Here is a 22008-nt window from a genome sequence, read left to right as displayed (position 1 = left end):
GGTGTTGATGGTGATACCACGAGCTTTTTCTTCTGGTGCGTTATCGATCTGGTCGAATGCACGAGCAGAACCACCGTAGGTTTTTGCCAGAACGGTAGTGATTGCAGCGGTCAGCGTTGTTTTACCATGGTCAACGTGGCCGATAGTACCGACGTTAACGTGCGGTTTTGTACGTTCAAACTTTTCTTTAGACATCGATTGTCCCTCTAAGACACGGATAAATCGGTGATATCACCACATCAACCAGGCGAAATGCCCGAATTGTTGAATACAGTAAAATTGAAACAGAGAGAAACGGGAAGGAGAAGTGAAGTGGTGCTGATACCCAGAGTCGAACTGGGGACCTCACCCTTACCAAGGGTGCGCTCTACCAACTGAGCCATATCAGCACGTATTGGAGCGGGCAGCGGGAATCGAACCCGCATCATCAGCTTGGAAGGCTGAGGTAATAGCCATTATACGATGCCCGCATCCTGAAACTCGGCTACCCAGTTCTTTCTGTAACAAAAAAAGAGATTTCTCTCTTTTTCAGTTTGAGCTGGCTAATTTTTCCAACCAGCTCCGGCGGCATTTACGCTGCCAGAAAGTGGTGGTGGGGGAAGGATTCGAACCTTCGAAGTCTGTGACGGCAGATTTACAGTCTGCTCCCTTTGGCCGCTCGGGAACCCCACCGGACTTGATGGTGCCGACTACCGGAATCGAACTGGTGACCTACTGATTACAAGTCAGTTGCTCTACCTACTGAGCTAAGTCGGCATCAAGTAGCGCGCATTCTATGGATACCTGCGCGGTCATGCAACTAAAAATTTGCATAAAACGTTCTTTCGCTCACATTTTATGCGAACAGCGCACTAAGCGCTGTAAAAGTAGTCATCCACGGTCAAATAATCAACATGAAAGGGTGTTTTGCACGGTATACACCGTAGCGTGACGGCTTCCGCGTAACGCAGCGCTTTCCATCTTTTTTCTTATTATTCCTGCCATCTGGTGTTAACCTCCTGCCCATTGTCCAAAATTAACTGTGTGATGAGCCACGTCCCGGCAGCATAGCGCTGGCTCACTGAAGCATGCTTATGAGCAAAAAAGAGCAAACGTTAATGACGCCTTATCTTCACTTTAACCGCAGCCAGTGGGCTGCCCTGCGTGATTCCGTCCCTATGACGCTGACGGAAGGTGAAATCGCACGGTTAAAAGGGATAAACGAAGATCTGTCCCTGGAAGAGGTGGCAGAAATTTATCTCCCCCTCTCTCGCTTGCTTAACTTCTATATCAGCTCCAACCTGCGCCGTCAGGCGGTGCTGGAGCAGTTCCTCGGCACGAACGGTCAGCGCATTCCTTATATCATTAGCATTGCAGGCAGCGTGGCCGTGGGTAAAAGCACCACCGCACGCGTACTGCAGGCGTTATTGAGCCGCTGGCCGGAACACCGCAGCGTTGAGTTGATCACGACCGACGGCTTCCTGCACCCGAACGAAGTATTAAAAGAACGCGGGCTGATGAAGAAGAAGGGCTTCCCGCTCTCTTATGATATGCACCGTCTGGTGAAATTTGTCTCTGACCTGAAATCTGGCGTGCCTCACGTCACGGCGCCGGTCTATTCACACCTGATCTACGACCGCATCCCGGATGGGGATAAAACGGTAGTCCAGCCGGACATCCTGATTCTTGAAGGTTTGAACGTGCTGCAAAGCGGAATGGATTATCCACATGACCCGCATCATGTGTTCGTTTCGGATTTCGTCGATTTCTCTATCTATGTTGATGCGCCGGAAGACCTGCTGCAGAACTGGTATATCAACCGCTTCCTGAAGTTCCGTGAAGGGGCATTCACCGACCCGGACTCCTATTTCCACCACTACGCCCAGCTTTCTGAAGAAGAAGCGATTAATGTGGCGACGGGGCTGTGGAATGAGATCAACTACGTGAACCTCAAAGAGAACATCCTGCCGACGCGCGAGCGTGCGAGCCTGATCCTCACCAAGAGCGAGAAGCACGCCGTCGACCAGATTCGCCTGCGGAAATAGCCAGGCAGACATAAAAAAACCGGCTTAACGCCGGTTTTTTACTTTATGCATGGGGCTTCTCGCCGTTTTCATCCTGATCGACCGCGAAGCAGGCAACCAGCTGCCCGCCATACTCCTTCAGCTGCGGCTGGAGCTGGGTGCACGGGCCAAAGCGACGGCTGCACCGGGCGTTGAATGCACATCCCGGAGGTGGATTCAGCGGACTAGGCAGTTCACCCGTCAGCTTAATGCGCTCACGACGATCGTCCGGGTTCAGACGCGGCGTGGCAGACAGCAGTGCCTGGGTGTACGGGTGACGAGGGTTATTAAAGATCTGATCTTTGGTCCCCTTCTCCACGCAGCGCCCCAGATACATCACCATCACTTCGTCAGCGATGTGCTCCACCACCGACAGGTCGTGGGAGATGAACACGTAAGAGAGCCCCAGCTCCTGCTGGAGATCCATCATCAGGTTCAGCACCTGCGCGCGTACGGAGACGTCGAGCGCCGAAACCGGCTCATCGGCAATCACCACGTCCGGGTCAAGCATCAGACCGCGGGCAATAGCGATACGCTGACGCTGACCGCCGGAGAACATATGCGGGTAGCGATCGTAATGCTCGGTTTTGAGGCCGACCTTCGCCATCATCGCCAGGGCTTTTTCACGGCGTTGCTCTTTACTCAGATTGCTGTTAATCAGCAGCGGCTCTTCCAGAATCTGTCCCACTTTTTTACGCGGGTTCAGAGAACCGTACGGGTTCTGGAACACAATCTGGATTTTCTGGCGACGCAGCTTCTGCGCCTGCGGATCGTGCTTGAGCAGATCCTGCCCCTGATAATAGAGCTCACCGCCGGTCGGCACTTCAATCATCGTCAGCAGACGACCGAGCGTGGACTTACCGCAGCCTGACTCCCCCACCACCGCCAGCGTTTTACCGCGTTCGAGGGTAAAGGAGACGCCGTCCAGCGCCTTCACCAGGCGTTCAGGGGCAAAAATCCCCTTTTTAACCGGATAGTGTTTTTTCAGGTCGATGGCCTGCAACAGCGGCTGTTGCGTGGTGGCCTGTTGCGTATTCATAGTGTTGGCCTCCCGGCATCATCGAGTGGGTAGTGACATTTCGACTGGCGGCCGTCAGCAAGCTGGTTTAGCTCTGGCTCTTCCGCCCGGCACTTATCCGTCGCGTACGGACAACGCGGATTGAGCAGACAGCCCTGCGGTCGGTCATATTTACCCGGTACCACACCAGGCAGCGACGCCAGCCGCGCTTTATCCTGGGCAAACTCCGGCAACGCACGCAGCAGCGCCTGCGTATACGGGTGACGCGGCGCGCGGAAGATATCGTGCGAATTACCGGTCTCGACCACCTGGCCGGCATACATCACGATGATTTTGTGCGCGGCTTCGGCCACCAGCGCCAGATCGTGCGTAATCAGCACCAGCGCCATGTTCTCTTTCTGCTGCAGCTCCAGCAGCAGCTCGATGATTTGCGCCTGAATGGTCACATCCAGCGCCGTTGTCGGTTCATCCGCAATCAGCAGCTTTGGCCGACAGGCAATCGCCATGGCGATCATCACGCGCTGGCTCATCCCTCCGGAGAGCTGGTGCGGGTAAACGTCCAGGCGCGATGCCGGATCAGGGATACCGACCTGATTCAGCAGGTCGATCGCGCGCTGGCGACGGGTTTTCTTGTTACCGCCCTGGTGCACCTTAATCGCTTCCATAATCTGGAAACCGACCGTGTAACACGGGTTCAGGCTGGTCATCGGGTCCTGGAAGATCATTGCTACTTCGGCGCCCACCAGCTGGCGGCGCTGTTTCTCAGAAATGCGCTTCAGGTCCTGACCGTTGAACTGCAGGTTTTCCGCCATCACGCGGCCCGGGTAATCAATCAGCCCCATGATCGCCAGTGAACTCACCGACTTACCGGAACCGGACTCCCCGACAATGCCAACCACTTCGCCCTGATTTACGCTGTAGCTGATGCGGTCCACGGCGCGAAACGGGGTGCCTTCGTCGCCGAAGTGCACCGATAATTTATCTACATTTAATAACGCCATCTCGTGCCTCTTACTGCTTCAGTTTGGGATCAAGCGCATCACGCAGACCATCACCCATCAGGTTAAATGCCAGCACCGTCAGCAGGATTGCCAGACCCGGGAAGGTGACAACCCACCAGGCGCTTTGTGCGAACTGCAACACGTCGGAGAGCATGGTGCCCCACTCCGGTGTTGGCGGCTGCGCACCCATGCCCAGGAAGCCAAGAGCGGCCATATCAAGAATGGCGTTAGAGAAACCGAGCGACGCCTGAACAATCAGCGGCGCAAGGCAGTTAGGGAAGATATTTACGAACATCTGGCGCATCGCACCCGCACCCGCCACGCGAGACGCGGTGACATAATCGCGGTTCACTTCCACCAGCACCGCCGCACGGGTTAAACGTACGTAGTGAGGGAGCGCCACGAAGGTCAGCGCAAGCGCGGCGTTACCGATCGACGGACCGAAGATCGCCACCAGCACCAGGGCCAGCAGCAGGCTTGGCAGCGCCAGCATGATGTCGACAACACGCATGATGATGTTATCAACGATGCCGCCGAAGTAACCGGCAACCAGACCGAGTACGATCCCCATAATCAGGGAGAGCACCACCACCAGGCAGCCAACCAGCAGCGACAGACGCGCGCCGTACATCAGACGCGACAGCACGTCGCGGCCCACATCATCGGTACCCAGCAGGTGCGCCAGGCTACCGCCGTCCTGCCAGGCAGGGGGAGCCAGCAGCGCATCGCGGAACTGATCCGCCGGGTTATACGGCGCAAGCACGTTTGCAAACACCGCAATCAGGATCATGATGGTGACATACACCAGCCCGACTACCGCGCCTTTATTGCGCTTGAAGTAGTGCCAGAACTCCTGCAGCGGCGTCATCGGAACCGGTGCAGCAACAGCTTTGTTTTCAGAAACCTGTGACATGATGGCCCCTTACTTCTTATGACGAATACGCGGGTTCACCACGCCGTACAGCAAATCGACCAGCAGGTTGACGAGGATAATCATCGTCGCGACCAGCAGCACCCCGCCCTGCACCACCGGATAGTCGCGGCGTTGCAGCGCATCAATCAGCCAGCGTCCGAGGCCCGGCCAGGAGAAGATGGTTTCGGTCAGGATCGCTCCCGCCAGCAGCGTACCCACCTGGAGGCCGATAACGGTCACCACCGGCAGCATGGCGTTACGCAGCGCGTGGACAATGATGACGCGCATCCGGGTTAACCCTTTAGCGCGTGCGGTACGAATGTAATCCTCGCCCAGCACTTCCAGCATGGAGGAACGGGTCATACGCACGATCACTGCCAGAGGAATGGTGCCCAGCACCATGGCAGGCAGGATCATGTGCGCGACGGCATCAATGAAGTTACCCTCCTCACCCCAGATGGCCGTGTCGATCAGCATAAAGCCGGTTAACGGGTTGGTATCATCAAGGAAGACCATATCGCTGACGCGCCCGGAGACCGGCGTCAGGTTCAATTGCACCGAGACCAGCATGATCAGCATCATGCCCCACCAGAAAATAGGCATGGAGTAACCGGTCAGCGCCAGGCCCACGGCGGTATGGTCGAAAATAGAGCCACGCTTAACGGCAGCCAGTACCCCAACAGGAATACCCACCGCAGTGGCAAAAATCATGGCGCAGATGCCAAGCTCCAGCGTCGCTTTAAAACGCGGCACGAACTCGTCCCACACCGGAAGACGGCTTTTTAACGAAATCCCCAAGTCACCGTGCATCACGCCCCAGATATAGTGGAGGTACTGCTGCCACATCGGCTTATCAAGGCCGAGTTCAGCCAGCAGCTGCGCATGACGTTCAGGGGAGATACCACGCTCGCCCGCCATAATCATTACCGGGTCGCCGGGGATCATATGAACGAAGGCAAAAGTGAGAAGGGTGATACCGATAAACGTCGGGATAACAAGTCCCAGACGTCGGAGGATGAACTGCAACATAACCCGGATTCTCTCTGATGACGCACGACCAGTGGCGTGACGTCTGTATTGCTCACAAATGTAAATTCCCTCTCCCTTCGGGAGAGGGTTAGGGTGAGGGGATGCATGCACGCCCCTCATCCCTGCCCTCTCCCACAGGGAGAGGGAGAACACCCTACTTATTATTCAACCGATACGTTTTCGAAGTGGTGTTTGCCCAGTGGATCAACCACGTAGCCCTTCACTTCTTTACGCACTGGCTCATACACGGTGGAGTGAGCAACAATCAGCGCCGGAGCCTGATCGTGCATAACAACCTGAGCCTGCTTGTAGAGTTCAATACGTTTGTTGTGATCGTCGGTGGCACGCGCCGGCTGGATCAGGTCTTCAAACGGCTTGTAGCACCAGCGAGAGTAGTTAGAACCGTCTTTCGCCGCCGCGCAGCTGAACAGGGTAGCGAAGAAGTTGTCCGGATCCCCGTTGTCACCGGTCCAGCCCATCATCACCGCCTGGTGCTCACCCGCTTTGGCGCGCTTCAGATACTCGCCCCACTCGTAGGTCACAATCTTGGCCTGAACGCCAATCTTCGCCCAGTCAGCCTGAACCATTTCCGCCATACGGCGGGCGTTCGGGTTGTACGGACGCTGAACAGGCATCGCCCACAGCTCAACGGTAAAGCCTTTATCCTGACCCGCTTCTTTCAGCAGCGCTTTCGCTTTTTCAGGATCGTAGCTGTAGTCTTTAACGTCGTCGTTATAGCCCCACATGGTTGGCGGGATCAGGTTTTTGGCCGCAACGCCCGCGCCCTGGTAAACGGCTTTGATGATCGCTTCTTTGTTCACCGCGTAGGTCAGCGCCTGACGCACTTTCACGTCATCAAACGGTTTCTTCTCGGTGTTGAAGGAGAGATAGCCCACGTTCAGGCCCGCCTGCTCCAGCAGGTTGATGTTTTTATCCTGCTTCATGCGCGCGATGTCAGCCGGGTTCGGGTACGGCATAACCTGGCATTCGTTTTTCTGCAGTTTTGCATAACGAACGGACGCATCAGGCGTAATGGAGAAGACCAGACGGTCGATCTGCGGCTTGGTGCCCCAGTAGCCCGGGAAGGCTTTATACAGAATACGGGAGTCTTTCTGGTACTGCAGCAGCTGGAACGGACCGGTACCGATTGGGTTCAGGTCCACTTTTTCCGGCGTGCCGGCTTTCAGCATGTTATCCGCATACTCTTTAGAGAGAATAGAGGCGAAGTCCATGGCCAGGTCAGCCAGGAATGGCGCTTCCGGGCGCGTCAGTACGAACTGAACGGTTTTATCGTCCACTTTTTTCACTTCGGCGATCAGGTCCGGCAGACCCATCCCTTCGAAGTATTCGTAGCTGCCGCCAGACACTTTATGGTACGGGTTCTGCGCGTTTTTCTGACGGTCGAAGGAGAACACAACGTCGTCGGCGTTAAAGTCGCGCGTTGGTTTGAATTCTTTGCTGTCCTGCCACTTCACGCCCTGGCGCAGGTGGAAGGTATAGGTTTTACCGTCTTCGCTGATGTCCCACTTCTCGGCCAGACCCGGAATCACTTCCGTGGTGCCGGTTTTGAATTCAACCAGACGGTTATAGATCGGTACAGAGCTTGCGTCGTAAGTCGTACCAGAGGTAAAGAGCTGTGGGTTAAAGCCTTCCGGCGAGCCTTCAGAACAGTAAACCAGGGTTTTTGCCTGTACGCTTGCTGCCACGGTCATAGCCACCAGGCTCAGACCAAGCTTCAGCATCCCTGACTTCTTCAAGGAAATACTCATTATTCTGCTCCAATGTGATGTTTTGCTTTGTTGTGTTACGCCGCCAGACCTTTATTTATTTTTTACCCGGTCCGGTCGGAGGTGCCCGAAGGCGTTAAAGGGATGGAGAATCCTTTCAGAAGAGCGTTTGAGTTGCAGCGCAGATCGTCCCTGAAATGCCCCTCATGCCCTACAATCTGTCAACAGAATGTGAAAACGTCAATACAGGTGACGGGGATTTGCGCTGAGTGTGAGAAACCGCAAACAAAGATTAAAAAAACCCTGAACGCCAGTTTTCAGCAGGGAAATTTATGCTACTCGCCAACTTGCAGCACAACTATCTTCATATTTCGCAACAATCAGTGATTAACTTTTATTCAGAATGGGTAAATTTTCTTGCAGAATGGTGATTATCTGAGCACTAAATACCGCGAACGTTAAAACGCACAGCGAAAAATGCTGAGGTTATCCATAAGCAACGCGAAAAAAGATCAATCTATATATAAAAAAATACAATGGATTATGTCACAAAATCGTTAACAGGCAGGAAGAAGCAGGTCTAAGGGGCGTTTTGGATACTCTGACAGGATAAGGTCATAATGCAAAAAGGGCTAACCTTGCGGTTAGCCCTTTTCAGAATGTGGTCGGCGAGAGAGGATTCGAACCTCCGACCCACTGGTCCCAAACCAGTTGCGCTACCAAGCTGCGCTACTCGCCGAATGCGGAGCGCATCTTACTGCTGAGGTACGCCCCCGTCAATCCCTTATTTTCAAAAAGCCATTCAACTGGCGATATTCTCGCCAGAGCTGCTACTGCGCGGCTTTTGCGGTGTTATCATGGAGTTTACACCAGTTGTTGTTTTCGTTAATCCCACCGTTTGGTGAGGTATAGCCGAGACACCCCATAATGGTGTCGTACAATTCAACGTGACGGCGAGGTACCTTGATTTCTGCCTGCTGTTTCAGATGGGCAAACATTTTCGCCTTATCAGGATTCTCCAGATACTTATCGGACATCCACATGATCATCGGCACGCGGAACTGCTCCGGCGGCGCCAGCTTACGCGGTGTACCGTGCAGATGCTCTTTCTCGTTGATGGACTCACCGTGGTCTGCGGCGTAGATAACAATCGCTTTTTTATCACGCAGCTGGTCGATTACGCGGCTCAGGAACGTATCCACATACAGAACGGAGTTATCGTAGGCGTTGATCAGCTCCTGCTTGCTGCAATCTTTATTAATGCCAACGCACTCCGGTTTCCACTTCGCGAAATCACGGGTATAGCGCTGGTAATAGCTGTAGTGCGACCCTTTGGTATGAAGAATGACAAGATGCTTACCTTTCGGATGGTTCTTCAGAGATTGCGACATCTCTTCCAGCAGTAGCATGTCATCAACGTTTTTGCCCCGGTTACGCGGCTCGGCGCCAATCTGCTCACGGTACGCGATGTTATCTGCCAGCGTGTTGGTGTAGAACCACATCTCACTCTGCATGGCGAACAGGTCAGCGCTAAATCCAAGCTGCTTCAGCACGGCAAAGACGTTTTGCTCTTTCAGCGTGCGCTGTGGGTTATCGCTTGCCCCGCCTTCACGCACAAACATACAGCGCAGCGAGAGCTTCGTTGCGGTATCGCAGGAGTAACCCCGATAGGCCACCAGGTTCTTTTCCTGCGCCAGTTTTGGCGTGGTATCACGGTCATAGCCGAGAATACCCATATGATCCCAGCGCGTCGTTTCACCGATGACAAAGACCACGTAAGTATCATCCAGCCCGTCAGCAGGCGCCTGATAGGTAAATTTTTTGGTCGGGTTCATCAAGGATTTCACATCACTGGATTCGTCCGCCTGTGCCCAGGCATACAGACCTAACGCTGACAGCCAGTTAGACGGCAAATAGGAGTTCGCCACTACGCCGCCATAGCTTGGCATATCCACACCCGTCGCTTTTTCGATACGTTTTTGCTGTTTTTCCATCAAACGAATCGGCGCCCACACCAGCAGACCCGCCAGCAGAACGACGACGACGTTGCGGATACGTTGCTCCCGCGTACGCAGCTGGCGTAACAGGGTATAGCGGCAGGTATTACTCCAGATAAAGAAGAGCGGTATCAGGCAGGTTAATACCGTCCAGACGATAAAGCCTTTTCCTACCACCTCTTTCGAGAGGTCGATATCCGTGGTCATCACCGAGGCAACGATGCCGTAGCCAATCACCACGTTCATGAATGTCATGTAATAGCTTGCAGCGGCGGAAATAATCACCACCAGCGAGGCCAGAATTTGCCAGGTACGTCGGCCAAAGAGCGAGAGCAGACGCAACAGGAAGAAGGTAGCGAGAACAGAGCCAAACACTTCAATCGCGGCAAAAATTCCATTTCTTACGGTGAGGTGTTCAAAATAGCCTTCCACTCTTCTGAACAGCACCGCGCCATTCAGAAACAAACCGATATAGACAGCCAGCATCAGACATAATCTTTGCTGGGTAAGAGACCTAATATATTTCATGCAAACAACCCTGGGGGAAGGGGTATAAAGACCCGCCGAATCTCATCGAGAAAGCAGACAGAGTAAGTAGATGCGAGAGAAACCGTTATCAGAAACGTCCACAAGCGCGATAAGTAGACCACAGCGGGGAAAAAAAGTGGCAGCAGAGAGTGTGATCGATGAAGATTTTTACAAAAAATCAGTAAAAATGGAAAAGGGCCAGCAAACTGGCCCTCTGTGATTACTCGTATGCGACGCTAAAATTCACCGTCGCATTCGCCGTGCCTACGGTGGCATCAGATTTAACAGGCACATAGCTGGCGATATAGTTCAGCTTGTTCGTCCCATCAAACCAGACGGTGTGCTCCACGGGCGTGCTGTCCGTACTGGAGGGATACTGCTGCACACCGCCAGAGCTCTGGATTTTCAACGCCACGCCGGTCGCGCCACCGCTATCCAGGGCAAAGAGCGATGGGTTGGTGGCGTCTGCCGTACCGTCCATCGTGACGTAGGCCTTCGTGGCGTAGGCACAATCTTTTAAGCCAATGCTGAAGCTTTTCTGGTTCAGCTCTTTACCCACTCTCACCGGCCGCTGGAGCACCACGGTATCCATATTGACATCAATATTGTCACTTTCCAGCTCACAGGTTGCCGCCTTAATGGTAATGGTGAAGTGGATATCGCCTGCTGAACCGATATTCGTCGGGGCTGCCATCGCTGAGGCCGTGAGCAGCAAACATGCTGGCATAAACGCATACATGGTTTTCATCCTGCTTACTCCACATCAATACGCATGGTGGCAATCCCTTCGAACTCCCCCGCGGCCGGCAATTTACCGGTGGTACTTATCGGGTAGGCCGAAATGGTCGTTGAGGCGGTACGGTGCGTATCATCGACCAGCGCGGATACGCTCATCTCCTGATTAACGCTGGTGTCATTAGGTACCAGAATTTTACCATTAGCCCCTTCAATCACCGCGCCGATATCCGGGTTGCCCATATCAATGGCGTTCGAATCATTCGCGTTTGGCATCCCCTCGATATGCAGGAAAATCTTTACGCCATCGGAAATATTGGTGCATTTAAACTGCAACTCTTTGGTAAATTTCGTGGCGTTCTTAGCAATTTGCCCTTTGCGATCTTTAAAATCGCTGGCCTTAAATTCACCAAATGGTATTTCCAGGGTACTGCCGCTGGAGAGTTCGCACCCCTGAGGGACGACAATGTTACCACTTAAATAAACAGACGATATCGGTATAGAGCCATACACACCTTTCTTCATCGTCGCATATATGTCAACGATTTTCGTCGAAGGGATTGTAAGCGATCCAACGAACGGATGTGTAATATACATAGACAGCTGCCCCATACTGCCTGAAGTCCAAGCAGTTTTAGGCCCAGAGCCATCATCACAATCATCATGTGAATAGACTTCATTCGATACATTTTCAAACGGAACCGTTCGGTACTCCCGTACACCACCAGATATATATACGGATGTCAAAATATCGATATTGGAATTTAGTGTGTAATATTCTAAAGACCCATTGTTATATCCAGCAGGTAGAGGAGAAACAGCTTTAAAGTAATTAAACTCTTTGTTGTCTACTCCAGGTGCACATTGGCAACTAGCCTGATAGCTAGTACCTAAATTCCAGGAATAAAAATCAGGAAGAGTTCCGCCAGCAACATTCATTGTTGTATCAGTAATCGTTTGATTGATTAATGCATTAAAGTTGTGCGTACCCCCATCCGGTGTGCATGGCCCCCAATCCGCCGCCGCCAGCACCTGGCCGGAAAACAGCGCTGACCCGCCCAGCAGGCCAGCAATCATCGTAAGCTTTTTAAACATAGTAAAATCCTTCCCTGTTACCGACAGACGGCATTCGCCATCACCACTCCGGCATTATCCTGTTGTTCCGGGAGCGTAAACGCCACGCGGCATTGCTGTGCCTGGCCTTTGCCCCAATTCACCTGCAGCGCGCCTTTCTCTGGCATTCCGCTGATATAGAGCTGTCCGTCTTCCCCGACGATGCTGCTGGACTCTTTTTTAGTGTCCAGAAGCGTGGCGGTTGCACCAAACGGTACCGCTTTGCCGTCAGGCTGAGTCAGATTCATCAGCACGCGGTAGCCCACGCGGGTATCGAAGCGAGCCCGGACAATCGCGCCGCGCGTTGGCACCACGTTGACGGAGGCCGTATCCAGATCAACCCGGTTGTTGAGACTGTCGCTTCGCAGTGAGACTTCCGTTTCACGGTACGGAGTGAGGTAAGGCACGACCGCGTTCCCCATCCAGTCCACTTCCACACCGCCGTTGTTGATGACGTGCGCACCGCGCGCGCCCGGCGCGGAGATAATGGCCATCGACTCGCCCAGCGGCTGAGAAAGCGTAATGCCTTCGCTGTGGGCAATCACGCCGCCGCGCAGACCGTAGTTCACCTGCTGGCCGTCGCGGTTGTAGTTGTAACCCAAGCTGGCACTCCCCACGCCGCCCTGATAATCCAGGTTCACGCTGCCGCTATTACCCACACCGTTACTACCGTACCCTTCCTGCACGCTATAGTTCAGGTTGCGGTCTTCCAAAGCACTACCGCTCACGCCCAGCTGCTGGGTGGTGCGGCCATGCTGATCTGTCGTGAGGTGGTAGTTACTCCACATGCGTCCCAGCGGAATCGACATGGAGAATGACAGCAGACGGTCGCTCTCATCCCACTCCGGGCTTTTCGTCCAGGTGTAGGCTACGCTGTAGTTCACGCGTCCAATACGCCCGTTATAACCGGCGTTCAGCGAGCGCTGTTTACCTTCATCGTTCCAGTAGTCCTGCTGCGTGACGTTAAAATAGACCGAACCCCAGGTGCCCAACTGCTGCGTCACGTTGCCCTGAATCTGGCTACGTTTGTGGTACTGGCTATACGAACTGTCCGCATCGCTGCGTACATCCGTCGCTTCCTGGAAGGTGTAGTAGCCGCTGGTCGAATACTTGTAACCCAGCAGACGGAAATCGGTACCGCTGTTAAAGCTCTTGGAGTAGAGGAAGCGGTAGGACTGACCTTCCGAACTTTCATCGTTAGCCAGGTTGCTTTTCGCCTGGGTCACGTCGATGGATACCGCACCGATGTAACCGAAGTTTTTACCTAAACCACCCGCCAGCGAGTAATAGTCGTCGGAGAAGATCGAACCACCGTAAACGGTAACGCCGTACGGCAGACCGTACATGGCATCCAGCTGCCAGAACTTCGGCTCGGCGCTGTCATAGTTACCGGCACGGTATTCCCCTGCAGAGAGGCTGTATTTCAGATGACCTTCACGCTGGAGGATCGCCACCGCGGAGAACGGCTGTACGAACTTCTGCTCGCTGCCATCCGCTTCTTTAATAGTGACCGTCAGGTCACCGCTGTTTGAGGTTGGGTACAGGTCATTAATTTCAAACGCACCCGGCTGAACAAACGTACGGTAGATAACGTAGTTATTCTGCTCAACGGTCACTTCGGCGTTACTTTTGGCAATACCGCGGATCACCGGCGCAAACCCACGCTGGCTGTCAGGCAGCATCTCTTCGTCGGAGGTTAGCTGTGCGCCGCGCATCTGAATGCTGTCAAAAATATCACCGGACGTTGAGGTATCCCCCAGCGTCAGCTGTGATTTCAGCGGCACAATGGCACGGCTTAACGAGGTGCCGATGTTATCCCATTTGTTGTTGCCATCGTTTCGTGTCCAGGTGCTGTAGTTACGTAAACGCCACGCGCCCAGGTTCATACCGCTGCGCAGGTTCAGATAGTAGCTGTCGCTGTTGTAACTGGTTTCACTGTCGTGCGCGTCATAGCTGGCGTTGCTACCGGAGAAGTTATAGTCCAGCAGCAGGGCATTCACCCCTTCGTCCCACTGGGATTCCGGTACCGTACCACGCGCCGTCTGCTTCATCGCGGCCTGCGGGAAGCTCATGATCAGCGTCTGGTCTGCAAAATTGAAATGGCTGGCGGCCTGAGGAATAATGTTTTCAAAGGCCACGCACGCTTCCGGCGGTGCCATTTTCAGCGCCGGGAAGCTGTCAATACGCACGCCCATGTCCTCAAGCTGCACGCGGCTTAAGCACGGCACCAGGCTTTCACCCATTTTTGCGCGCTGCGCTTCGGTCGCCGCCTTAAACTCCAGGGTGCGAGACTCCATTTTTTTATCGTTGACCACCACCGACACGCGGTATTTACCCGGCAGCTGTTCGGCTTTACTGGATTCATACATTGAAAGGTCAACGTGCTGGTCAATACCCGGCACATCTTCCAGAAAGCGCGGGTTAAATGTTCCCGCATACGCGGGGAGCGTGCCCGCAACCATCAGCGCAAGCGCGGACAGGGGGAAACGCGGGGTCTTATTGACCTGAGGAAGATGCGTCCATGGCATAGTAATAAACCTTCAAAACGTATTAATTAACGCGCTGAGTCAGCATGTCGCCAGCCGTACCGAAGTCATTAATAATGTTGTATTTGACTTCGTTTACCTTGCCGGTGCCGGCTGGCAGTTCAATATTCAACGAGCCTTTTGCCGGAACCATACCCGCTTTTTCAACAGCACGGCCATTGGCATAAAATTTATTAAAAGTGAGGTTAAAGGCAGATGGGTTTTCAACTTTGATCTGGTTAGCCCCTGCGCTGGTAAACTTCAGTTTGCTCCAGCCGTCCATGCTGTTGCCTTTCAGGCCAGCAGGGCGATAGAACAGTTTTAAGCGGGTACGCACGGCAATCTGCAGTACGTTTTTACCTTCCGCATTTTCACTTTTGGCTGGAATCGCTTTCACGTTAACCCAGTAAACGGACTCGCGATCCTGCGGTAACGTATTAGCGGTATTCACAATACGTAAGACGTTATTTTTCGTCGGGCTTAATTTAAATAAAGGTGGGGTGATGATAAACGGCGTCTTTTTATTACCGTTGGCATCATCAATCCATGACTGAATAAGGAATTCATCCGTGGTGCTTTTGTTATTGACCGTCAGAGAAGCTTCCTTTCTGCTGCCGTCATAAATAACGCGCGTGCTGCTTAATGCCACGCCGCCTGCAAAACTGTTTTGTGAAATCAGCGCCAGCGCCAGTGCTGCGCAAGATATCAAACGTAAGCGGTTCATGCTTCTCTCCCTGAGACTCCGCTGGAAAAAATGGCAACGGGGTTTCCGTTGCCATTGTGATTGTCTTCTACTAACGAAAAGTCGATTATTCGTAGGACAGGTTGAAGTCTACTTCTGCGTTACCGTAACCGGTGGTTACAGCGGCTTTGGTCGCAACGTAGTTAGCGGTGTAGTACAGCACGGTCTGACCAGCAGCCAGCGTGGTGGTGGATTTACCGGTGTTCATATCAACCGCTTTGTTAGCGTTGTCGTAGATACCGATGCCCACGCCAGTCGCAGAACCAGCTTCGGTGTTAACAGAAACCAGTTTCGCGTCGTCTGCATCTGCAACGCCGGTGAAGCTCACGTTAACTTTGGTTTTAGTGGTGATGTCGCAGTCTTCCAGTTTGATCTGGAAAGGAGTGGAAACAGATTTGTCGCCAACCGCTTTGAAGACAGATTTCTTAACCTGGCCCAGCACAACTTCCTGGTTCTGAGAGTCAGTAGAAATTACGCATGGCGCGTCAACGATTTCACCGCTGAATCGAACGGTGCCGTCACCGGATTCAGCAGCAAAAGCGGAAGTGGAAACTACAGCGAGAGCAGACAGTGCAAAAATAACCTTTTTCATTAAAAACTCCATTTATGACGGTAGATGACAGAACGCATCCTTAGGAATAACCTGCATTCTGTGAGGAAATGGAGTATATAGACGGGAATTTAGATTTTAAAATTAGAATAAATAAAGCTAATCTTTAGTCAAAATTAAAACTAAGTAAATTCATAAAGATATAAGACAGCCCGTACAAGCCGCTCTTTTATTAGGAATAAATCAATATAATTTATATATTGATTTTGACAATCTATAGATCAGTAAAATGGATGATCCTTCTTATTTAACGTTTCTCGGGTGAGAATTAATTATTCATTTGTGCTAAATCGAAAAAAGCGCCCGATGGGCGCTTTGTTGTCTGGCATGTCAAACGTTCGTTATGCATGCACTTCTTTAAATATTTCTCGCTGCGGCTGGCGAATCGTGGTTGACAGCGCCAGGGAAATAATCAGCAAGGCAAATATCACACAGAAGGTCACGTAGAACCCGCCGAACAGGGAAGCAATCAGCGAACCGCAAATACTGCCGATACCGAAGCCGAGATAAATGACACCGTAGTTTTTCGCCAGGTTGTTCAGGCCAAAGAACTCGCTCACCAGCGACGGGAAGACGGTAATGGTGCCGCCGAAATTAAAGGCCACGCAGGCAATCGCCGCAAAGAAGGTCGCTTCATTCAGTGGTGCAAACAGCAATGCCGCCATTCCTACCAGCGAAACCACCTGCCCAATCGTAATCACGCGGATGCGGGCAATTTTGTCAGACAGAATACCGAGCACCAGGCGACCCGAGAGGTTGGCAATGGAGATGACCGTCACCGCATTCGCCGCCGTCGCGGCATCCAGTTTTACCATCCCCTGAGCAATATCTTTCGCCACACCGATAACATACAGACCGCTCATGCAGGCCGTCAGGAACATCACCGCCAGCATCCAGTACTGCGGCTTACGCATGGACTGCGCGAGGGTGAAATCGTTCTCCACCACGCCGTTAACGGATTTCACTTCCTGCTGCGGGGCATCTTTCATCAGCGTAGCGCCAAACAGGATCATCACCAGGACGATTGCGCCCCAGATCATAAACGTTTTTTCGAGGCCAACGGATGCCAGCAGTTGGGAGTCGATAAATTTAAAGCCGAGGCTGCCCAGGCCATAGGAGCCGATGGCGAACGCGGAGATTAAGCCTTTACGCTCCGGGAACCACTTCACGCAGTTCGACAGCGTCAGCAGGTAACCTGCACCGTCGGCCAGCCCCACCAGCACGCCGGCGCTCAGCCACAGCATCATCAGGTTGCTGGAATGCGCCGTCAGGAAAAAGCCCAGCCCCAGCAGTATGCCGGACGCCATGGTCACACGCTTCACGCCAAAACGCTCCTGCAGCTTGCCCGCGACGGAAGACGAAATCGCCAGACCCAGGCTCAGCAGGCCGAAGGAGAACGCTACCTGGCTGACCGGGGCGTCGAGTTTGTCGGAAAGCGCGCTGTTAAACAGGCTCCAGGTATAGACCGATCCCAGCGCGAACTGGGTAACGATGGTGCCGAAGAGCGTGAGCCAGCGCGTACGGTTATAGGTTGATGTGTTCATGGCCGTTGTCCTGCAACAGAAATTAAGGGAATTCGCTGAGGACAACGATAAACAAAACCTTAATACCGATGGGGTAAAACGTCATGAAATGCAGGAAGAACGGAATGAAATGCCTGGAATCGGGAATGAATGACCTTGCCGGGGAAGAAAGCGATGGCAGGTTAGTACCTGCTATCGCTGCAAAGCCTGTGGTCATTGTTTTTAAGATGTTATCGTAACGTTTAAAAAAGTAACAATACTAAAAATTCGCGCTCACCCCCAGGGTATACAGAAACTCCTCACCAGTGGTGGTGCGTTCCCCCTGAGCCAGCGACGCATAGGCCGCCATGTGCGTATTAAACGGAATGTCTGTTCCCACGGTGACGTCCATCCAGTTACCGCTTTGAACAGGGGCTGGCGTTTGAGGCATGCCAAACTGCGATTTCCACTGGTTTTCACCAAACTGCTGGTTATAGCTAATCTGTGCCCAGGGACGAAGATCGCCGTACTGGGTATTCACGCGCCAGCCTAGCGTACTCACGCTGGCATGCCAGAGCGGATCGGCGAGCGTCTGCGTCGTCGCGCTATCACCAAACTCATTGATCATCATCGGCGTAGAGCCGTCATACCGCCAGGCCATCACCGGACCGGTGGTTACATGCGACGAAACCGGAAAATTCCAGCCTACACTCATCGCCGCTTCCGTTTTAGCACCAGATGGCAGAGCCAGGGCCAGCCCCGGCGAATTTTGGGAAGACTGAATTCGCTCAGCCAGAATATCCTCGTAACGCGGTTGGTGATCCGCGTCCCATGTATAGCGTTCAGCCGTATTATTTTGGGCGTCTGAAACGATATATTCCTGTTGCCAGGCAGATGCTGTATTACACAACAACAGGCAGGCTGAAATCCCCACCAGACCAGAAGCGGCATGGCGACCACTGATTTTTTTTATCATCATCAAAGCGACCCCAGAGAGAGCCGAATTCGGCGATATTTGTCGTTATTCAGGAAGACTTGAGAGAGCATATGGCCCTGTATTAACTATTGTCTTTATAGTAAACACGTCAAGCCAGTCAGAACGAAATTTTTGCGAAATCAGTATCAATAAGGGAGAGGACGAATGGAACGTTGCGGTTGGGTTAGCCAGGATCAGCTTTATATCGACTATCACGATCGGGAATGGGGCATACCGGAGACGGATGGCAAAAAACTCTTTGAGATGATCTGCCTGGAGGGCCAGCAGGCAGGATTATCATGGATTACGGTACTGAAGAAACGCGAAAACTACCGCAACGCCTTCCACCAGTTCGATCCCGTTGCCGTCGCCGCCATGACCGAAGATGACGTAGAACGGCTGGTGCAGGATGCCGGTATCATCCGCCATCGCGGTAAAATCCAGGCCATCATCGGCAACGCCCGCGCCTGGCTGGCGATGGAACAAAACGGCGAACCGTTCTCAGCGTTTGTCTGGTCGTTCGTGAATAACGATCCGCAAATCACGCAGGCCGCCACGCTGGCGGAGATCCCGGCGTCCACGCCTGCGTCGGACGCGCTCTCTAAAGCGCTGAAAAAACGCGGCTTTAAGTTTGTCGGCTCCACCATCTGCTACGCCTTTATGCAGGCCTGTGGACTGGTCAACGACCATGTCACCGGCTGCTTCTGTCATCCGGGGAGGCAACATGATCCGCAAATGGCAAAGTGAAAATGCCGATCCGCTCATGAGCCTGTGGCTTGAAAGCACCACCGAGGCGCACCCGTTTATTAGCGCGAGCTACTGGCAAGAGAATGAAGCCATGGTGCGGGAGGTCTACCTGCCCGCGGCAGAAACCTGGGTGTGGGAAGAAGAAGGCGCGCCGCGCGGGTTTATCAGCGTCATACAGTCGCAGTTTGTGGGGGCGCTGTTCGTTACGCCTGCGTATATCGGGCACGGTATTGGACGCGCGCTGCTGAACCATGTTCAACAGCGCTTCCCGCACTTAAGCCTGGAGGTGTATCAGAAAAACGTCCGGGCGGTGAATTTCTATCATGCTCAGGGCTTTCGCATCGAAGACAGCGCCTGGCAAGATGATACTCAGCATCCGACGTGGATCATGAGCTGGCAGGCGGATCAAACGCCGTTAAGGTAAGCTCGGGCCCCTCATATTTCTCGACCCAGGCCAGCGCCGTGTTCCCCGCGCAACCGTTCCCCAGCTTCGAGCTGGGGAGATCTTTGGTCAGCACGTTAACCGCCCCGTTTTTACAGATACCGCCTTCGGCGGGCTCAAGGTCGGGCCATGCCCCCTGGTGAATACAGATCACGCCCGGCTTAATCCCGTCGCTGACCACCGCTCCTGCCAGCACCTGTCCACGCGAGTTCCAGACGCGCACCACGTCGCCGTCTGCAATCCCGCGGGCTTTCGCGTCAAAAGTATTCAGCGTAATCGGCTCTCGCCCCGCAACCGCATACTGCTCGCGCAGTGAAGTGTAGTTAAGCTGGCTGTGGAGACGATGCGCGGGATGGGCAGACAATATCTGGAGCTGTTCAGGCAGCGCATTGCCGTGCCACTCGTCCGGCTCCAGCCACGAAGGGTGTGGCGGACAATCAGCATAACCAAAGCTGGCGATGCGCTCGCTGTAGATCACAATCTTGCCGCTCTCCGTTTTTAGCGGATGGTTTTCCGGGTCCCGGCGGAAATCGGCGAAACGGACAAACCGGGCGTTCTGTTCGCTTTCCGGCATTTCGAGAATCTGATTCGCCTCCCAGAACTCAGCAAATGGCGGAAGCGTCACGCCCTGCGCCGCACCGCGCTGCCCGGCGATCTGATAGAAACTCTCCAGCCACTGCAGGTCATTTTTCCCTTCGGTAAATCGCTCGCGACCGCCCGCTTCCCACAGCTCGCTCAGTTCGGCAAATACGTCAAAATCATCACGCGCTTCATCACGCGGGGCCACAACGCGCTTCATCGGTACCATATGCTGGTTGCTGTAATCGCCGGTCATGGTGAGATCGTTACGTTCAAACGACGTGGTCGCCGGCAGCACGATATCGGCGTGTTTGGCCGAGGCGGTCCAGAAGCACTCGGAAATCACCACCAGCTCAGGCTTTTGCCAGGCGCGGATCAGGCGATTGGTATCCTGGTGGTGCGTAAAGTTCGCCCCGCCCGCCCACCAGACAAACTTAATGTCCGGGAAGTGGCGGTCCAGACCGTTGTGCTGATAAAAACCGCCCGGCTTTTCCAGGGCTTCAACGATCCGCGCCACCGGAATTTTATCCACGGCATCCACGCCGCCCTGCACCGAGCCTTGCAGGGACGCCAGCACCGCCGCTTTACGCGTTGGGTTACCGCCGTTCGCAAAATGATAGGAAAGACCAAAACCGCCCCCCGGCGTACCAATCTGTCCAAGCATTGCGGCAAGCGTCACCAGCATCCAGTGTTTCTGCTCGCCGAACTGCTGGCGCTGCATCCCCCAGCCGGACATTAACATCGTGGTGTTTTTATGGAACAGCCCCGCCAGTTCGCGGATTTTAGCGGCAGGAATGCCACAAATTTCTGCGGCCCACTCTGCCGTTTTCACTACCCCATCGGACTGGCCCGTCAGGTAGTCGGCGAATTTGTCGAAGCCAGAGGTGCAGCGGGCGAGGAAATCGCGGTCGTGCCAGCCGTTCTCCAACAGCGTATGGGCGATGCCCAGCATCATCGCCACGTCGGTGCCCATATGCAGGGCAATCCACTCGGCGCTGTCGCCGAAGAAATCCATGGTTTCAGAGCGCATTGGGTCAATGCAGATGATGCGCTTGCCGCTTTTGCGCAGCGCGTCGAAATACCCAATGCCCTGCTCGTCGCTGGCATTCCAGGCAATTTTCAGCGTGTTGAGGGGGTTAGCGCTCCACAGCACCACCACGTCGGTATGCGCCAGCACCAGCGGCCAGCTGGTCTGCTGCTGGTACACTTCGTTCCCGCCCACGACGTACGGCATGATCGCCTGCGCCGCGCCGGTGGAGTAATCCCCCAGATGACCGGTATAGCCTCCCGCCAGGCTCATATAGCGCTGCAGCAACGTCGAGGCCTTATGCAGCACGCCGTTAGAACGCCAGCCGTAGGAGCCGGCGAAAATGGACGACGGCCCGTAGCTGTCGCGAATGCGCCTGTGCTGGGCGTGGATCAGCGCCAGCGCGTCATCCCAGCTCACGCGAACAAACTCATCCTGACCACGGATCCCCTGCGGCTTGTCCGGCGAGGCCAGAAAACCTTTACGCACCATCGGCCAGCGCACGCGCGTTTTGCTGTGCACCTGATCGCGAACGACGGTCTGTAACGAGTTGGGATGTTGTGTTGGCAGTGCCCCACGGGACGACAGAACATTTTCGCCATCGGTTTCGACCAGCATCGGCCCCCAGTGGGCGGCGGTCAGAATGGTTTTTGTTGAGGTGCTCAAGCGTGCGCTCCTGGTTGCGTGCAGGTTTTACGGCCTTCTCGGTGAGGCCGTTTATGGTTTGTCACAAATTTCAGAGTTATACCCGGAAT

At 53.9% G+C, this 22008-nt stretch carries 18 protein-coding genes and 5 tRNA genes; 3 read left to right on the top strand and 20 right to left on the bottom strand.

The annotated features are described in order from the left end of the window. From AB8818_RS16410 to AB8818_RS16390, 5 genes are all read right to left on the bottom strand, one after another. Positions 1-195 (bottom strand): GTP-binding protein (locus tag AB8818_RS16410; RefSeq protein WP_004929415.1); only part of this gene is annotated, 195 nt, incomplete at its 3' end. 118 nt (positions 196-313) lie between these two features. Next, positions 314-389, bottom strand: a tRNA-Thr gene (locus AB8818_RS16405). Positions 390-395: 6 nt separating this feature from the next. Next, positions 396-470: transfer RNA gene (locus AB8818_RS16400), tRNA-Gly, on the bottom strand. Between the two features lie 117 nt (positions 471-587). Next, positions 588-672 (bottom strand) — tRNA-Tyr (locus tag AB8818_RS16395). Positions 673-680: 8 nt separating this feature from the next. Then, positions 681-756: transfer RNA gene (locus tag AB8818_RS16390), tRNA-Thr, on the bottom strand. 317 nt (positions 757-1073) lie between these two features. Between AB8818_RS16390 and coaA the strand changes: the two genes are divergently transcribed. Further along, complete coding sequence (coaA, locus tag AB8818_RS16385) at positions 1074-2024, top strand: type I pantothenate kinase (RefSeq protein ID WP_032654569.1); 951 nt, start codon at positions 1074-1076, stop codon at positions 2022-2024. 43 nt (positions 2025-2067) lie between these two features. Here coaA and dppF read toward each other — a convergent pair whose 3' ends face one another. From dppF to AB8818_RS16315, 14 genes are all read right to left on the bottom strand, one after another. Beyond that, positions 2068-3081 carry a dipeptide ABC transporter ATP-binding subunit DppF gene (gene dppF / locus AB8818_RS16380; RefSeq protein ID WP_192984063.1) on the bottom strand — a complete coding sequence of 338 codons (1014 nt, stop codon included), beginning with the start codon at positions 3079-3081 and terminating at the stop codon, positions 2068-2070. Further along, positions 3078-4061, bottom strand: a complete 984-nt coding sequence (dppD, locus tag AB8818_RS16375; protein ID WP_008502772.1) for a dipeptide ABC transporter ATP-binding protein — start codon at positions 4059-4061, stop codon at positions 3078-3080. Before dppD ends, dppF begins: the two co-directional genes overlap by 4 nt. Positions 4062-4071: 10 nt before the next feature. Next, on the bottom strand, positions 4072-4974 hold the full coding sequence (gene dppC, locus AB8818_RS16370) for a dipeptide ABC transporter permease DppC (protein WP_192984066.1): 903 nt from the start codon (positions 4972-4974) through the stop codon (positions 4072-4074). Between the two features lie 9 nt (positions 4975-4983). Next, entirely contained in the window at positions 4984-6003 is a 1020-nt protein-coding gene (gene dppB / locus AB8818_RS16365) for a dipeptide ABC transporter permease DppB (RefSeq protein ID WP_028015092.1), read from the bottom strand. Positions 6004-6164: 161 nt separating this feature from the next. Further along, entirely contained in the window at positions 6165-7772 is a 1608-nt protein-coding gene (gene dppA, locus AB8818_RS16360; protein ID WP_080329898.1) for a dipeptide ABC transporter periplasmic-binding protein DppA, read from the bottom strand. Positions 7773-8392: 620 nt separating this feature from the next. Continuing rightward, positions 8393-8469, bottom strand: a tRNA-Pro gene (locus AB8818_RS16355). 91 nt (positions 8470-8560) lie between these two features. After that, positions 8561-10255, bottom strand: coding sequence for a kdo(2)-lipid A phosphoethanolamine 7''-transferase (gene eptB, locus AB8818_RS16350; protein ID WP_192984068.1), 1695 nt, complete (start codon positions 10253-10255; stop codon positions 8561-8563). Between the two features lie 220 nt (positions 10256-10475). After that, positions 10476-11003 carry a long polar fimbrial protein LpfE gene (gene lpfE, locus AB8818_RS16345; RefSeq protein ID WP_163330061.1) on the bottom strand — a complete coding sequence of 176 codons (528 nt, stop codon included), beginning with the start codon at positions 11001-11003 and terminating at the stop codon, positions 10476-10478. Between the two features lie 5 nt (positions 11004-11008). After that, entirely contained in the window at positions 11009-12085 is a 1077-nt protein-coding gene (lpfD, locus tag AB8818_RS16340; RefSeq protein ID WP_192984070.1) for a long polar fimbrial protein LpfD, read from the bottom strand. A 17-nt stretch (positions 12086-12102) separates the two neighbouring features. Continuing rightward, positions 12103-14631 carry an outer membrane usher protein LpfC gene (gene lpfC / locus AB8818_RS16335; protein ID WP_163330059.1) on the bottom strand — a complete coding sequence of 843 codons (2529 nt, stop codon included), beginning with the start codon at positions 14629-14631 and terminating at the stop codon, positions 12103-12105. Positions 14632-14653: 22 nt separating this feature from the next. Beyond that, positions 14654-15352: a long polar fimbrial biogenesis chaperone LpfB gene (gene lpfB / locus AB8818_RS16330; protein WP_163330058.1), complete on the bottom strand. Its 699-nt coding sequence runs from the start codon at positions 15350-15352 to the stop codon at positions 14654-14656. 85 nt (positions 15353-15437) lie between these two features. Further along, positions 15438-15962, bottom strand: coding sequence for a long polar fimbrial major subunit LpfA (lpfA, locus tag AB8818_RS16325; protein ID WP_204320729.1), 525 nt, complete (start codon positions 15960-15962; stop codon positions 15438-15440). Between the two features lie 359 nt (positions 15963-16321). Then, complete coding sequence (locus AB8818_RS16320; RefSeq protein ID WP_163330056.1) at positions 16322-17524, bottom strand: MFS transporter; 1203 nt, start codon at positions 17522-17524, stop codon at positions 16322-16324. Positions 17525-17762: 238 nt separating this feature from the next. Next, positions 17763-18461, bottom strand: coding sequence for an autotransporter domain-containing protein (locus AB8818_RS16315; protein ID WP_166709736.1), 699 nt, complete (start codon positions 18459-18461; stop codon positions 17763-17765). 162 nt (positions 18462-18623) lie between these two features. Here AB8818_RS16315 and tag point away from each other — a divergent pair, with 162 nt between their 5' ends. Both tag and AB8818_RS16305 read left to right on the top strand, forming a co-directional pair. After that, the gene (gene tag, locus AB8818_RS16310; RefSeq protein ID WP_116343083.1) at positions 18624-19205 is read left to right on the top strand and encodes a DNA-3-methyladenine glycosylase I; all 582 of its coding nucleotides are present in this window, start codon (positions 18624-18626) and stop codon (positions 19203-19205) included. After that, positions 19183-19629, top strand: a complete 447-nt coding sequence (locus AB8818_RS16305; protein ID WP_116343081.1) for an N-acetyltransferase — start codon at positions 19183-19185, stop codon at positions 19627-19629. The genes tag and AB8818_RS16305 overlap by 23 nt, the downstream gene beginning before the upstream one ends. Here the strand turns inward: AB8818_RS16305 and AB8818_RS16300 are convergent. Further along, positions 19592-21871, bottom strand: a complete 2280-nt coding sequence (locus AB8818_RS16300) for a molybdopterin guanine dinucleotide-containing S/N-oxide reductase (RefSeq protein WP_255513068.1) — start codon at positions 21869-21871, stop codon at positions 19592-19594. The genes AB8818_RS16305 and AB8818_RS16300 overlap by 38 nt on opposite strands. Positions 21872-22008 lie beyond the last annotated feature (137 nt).

Origin of the sequence: Enterobacter sp. KB-280D8, assembly GCF_041399405.1 — a bacterium.
In the GTDB taxonomy this organism is placed as follows: domain Bacteria; phylum Pseudomonadota; class Gammaproteobacteria; order Enterobacterales; family Enterobacteriaceae; genus Enterobacter; species Enterobacter cloacae_N.
Note: the sequence above shows the minus strand (reverse complement) of the source record. Positions and strands in the feature narration are given on the sequence as shown.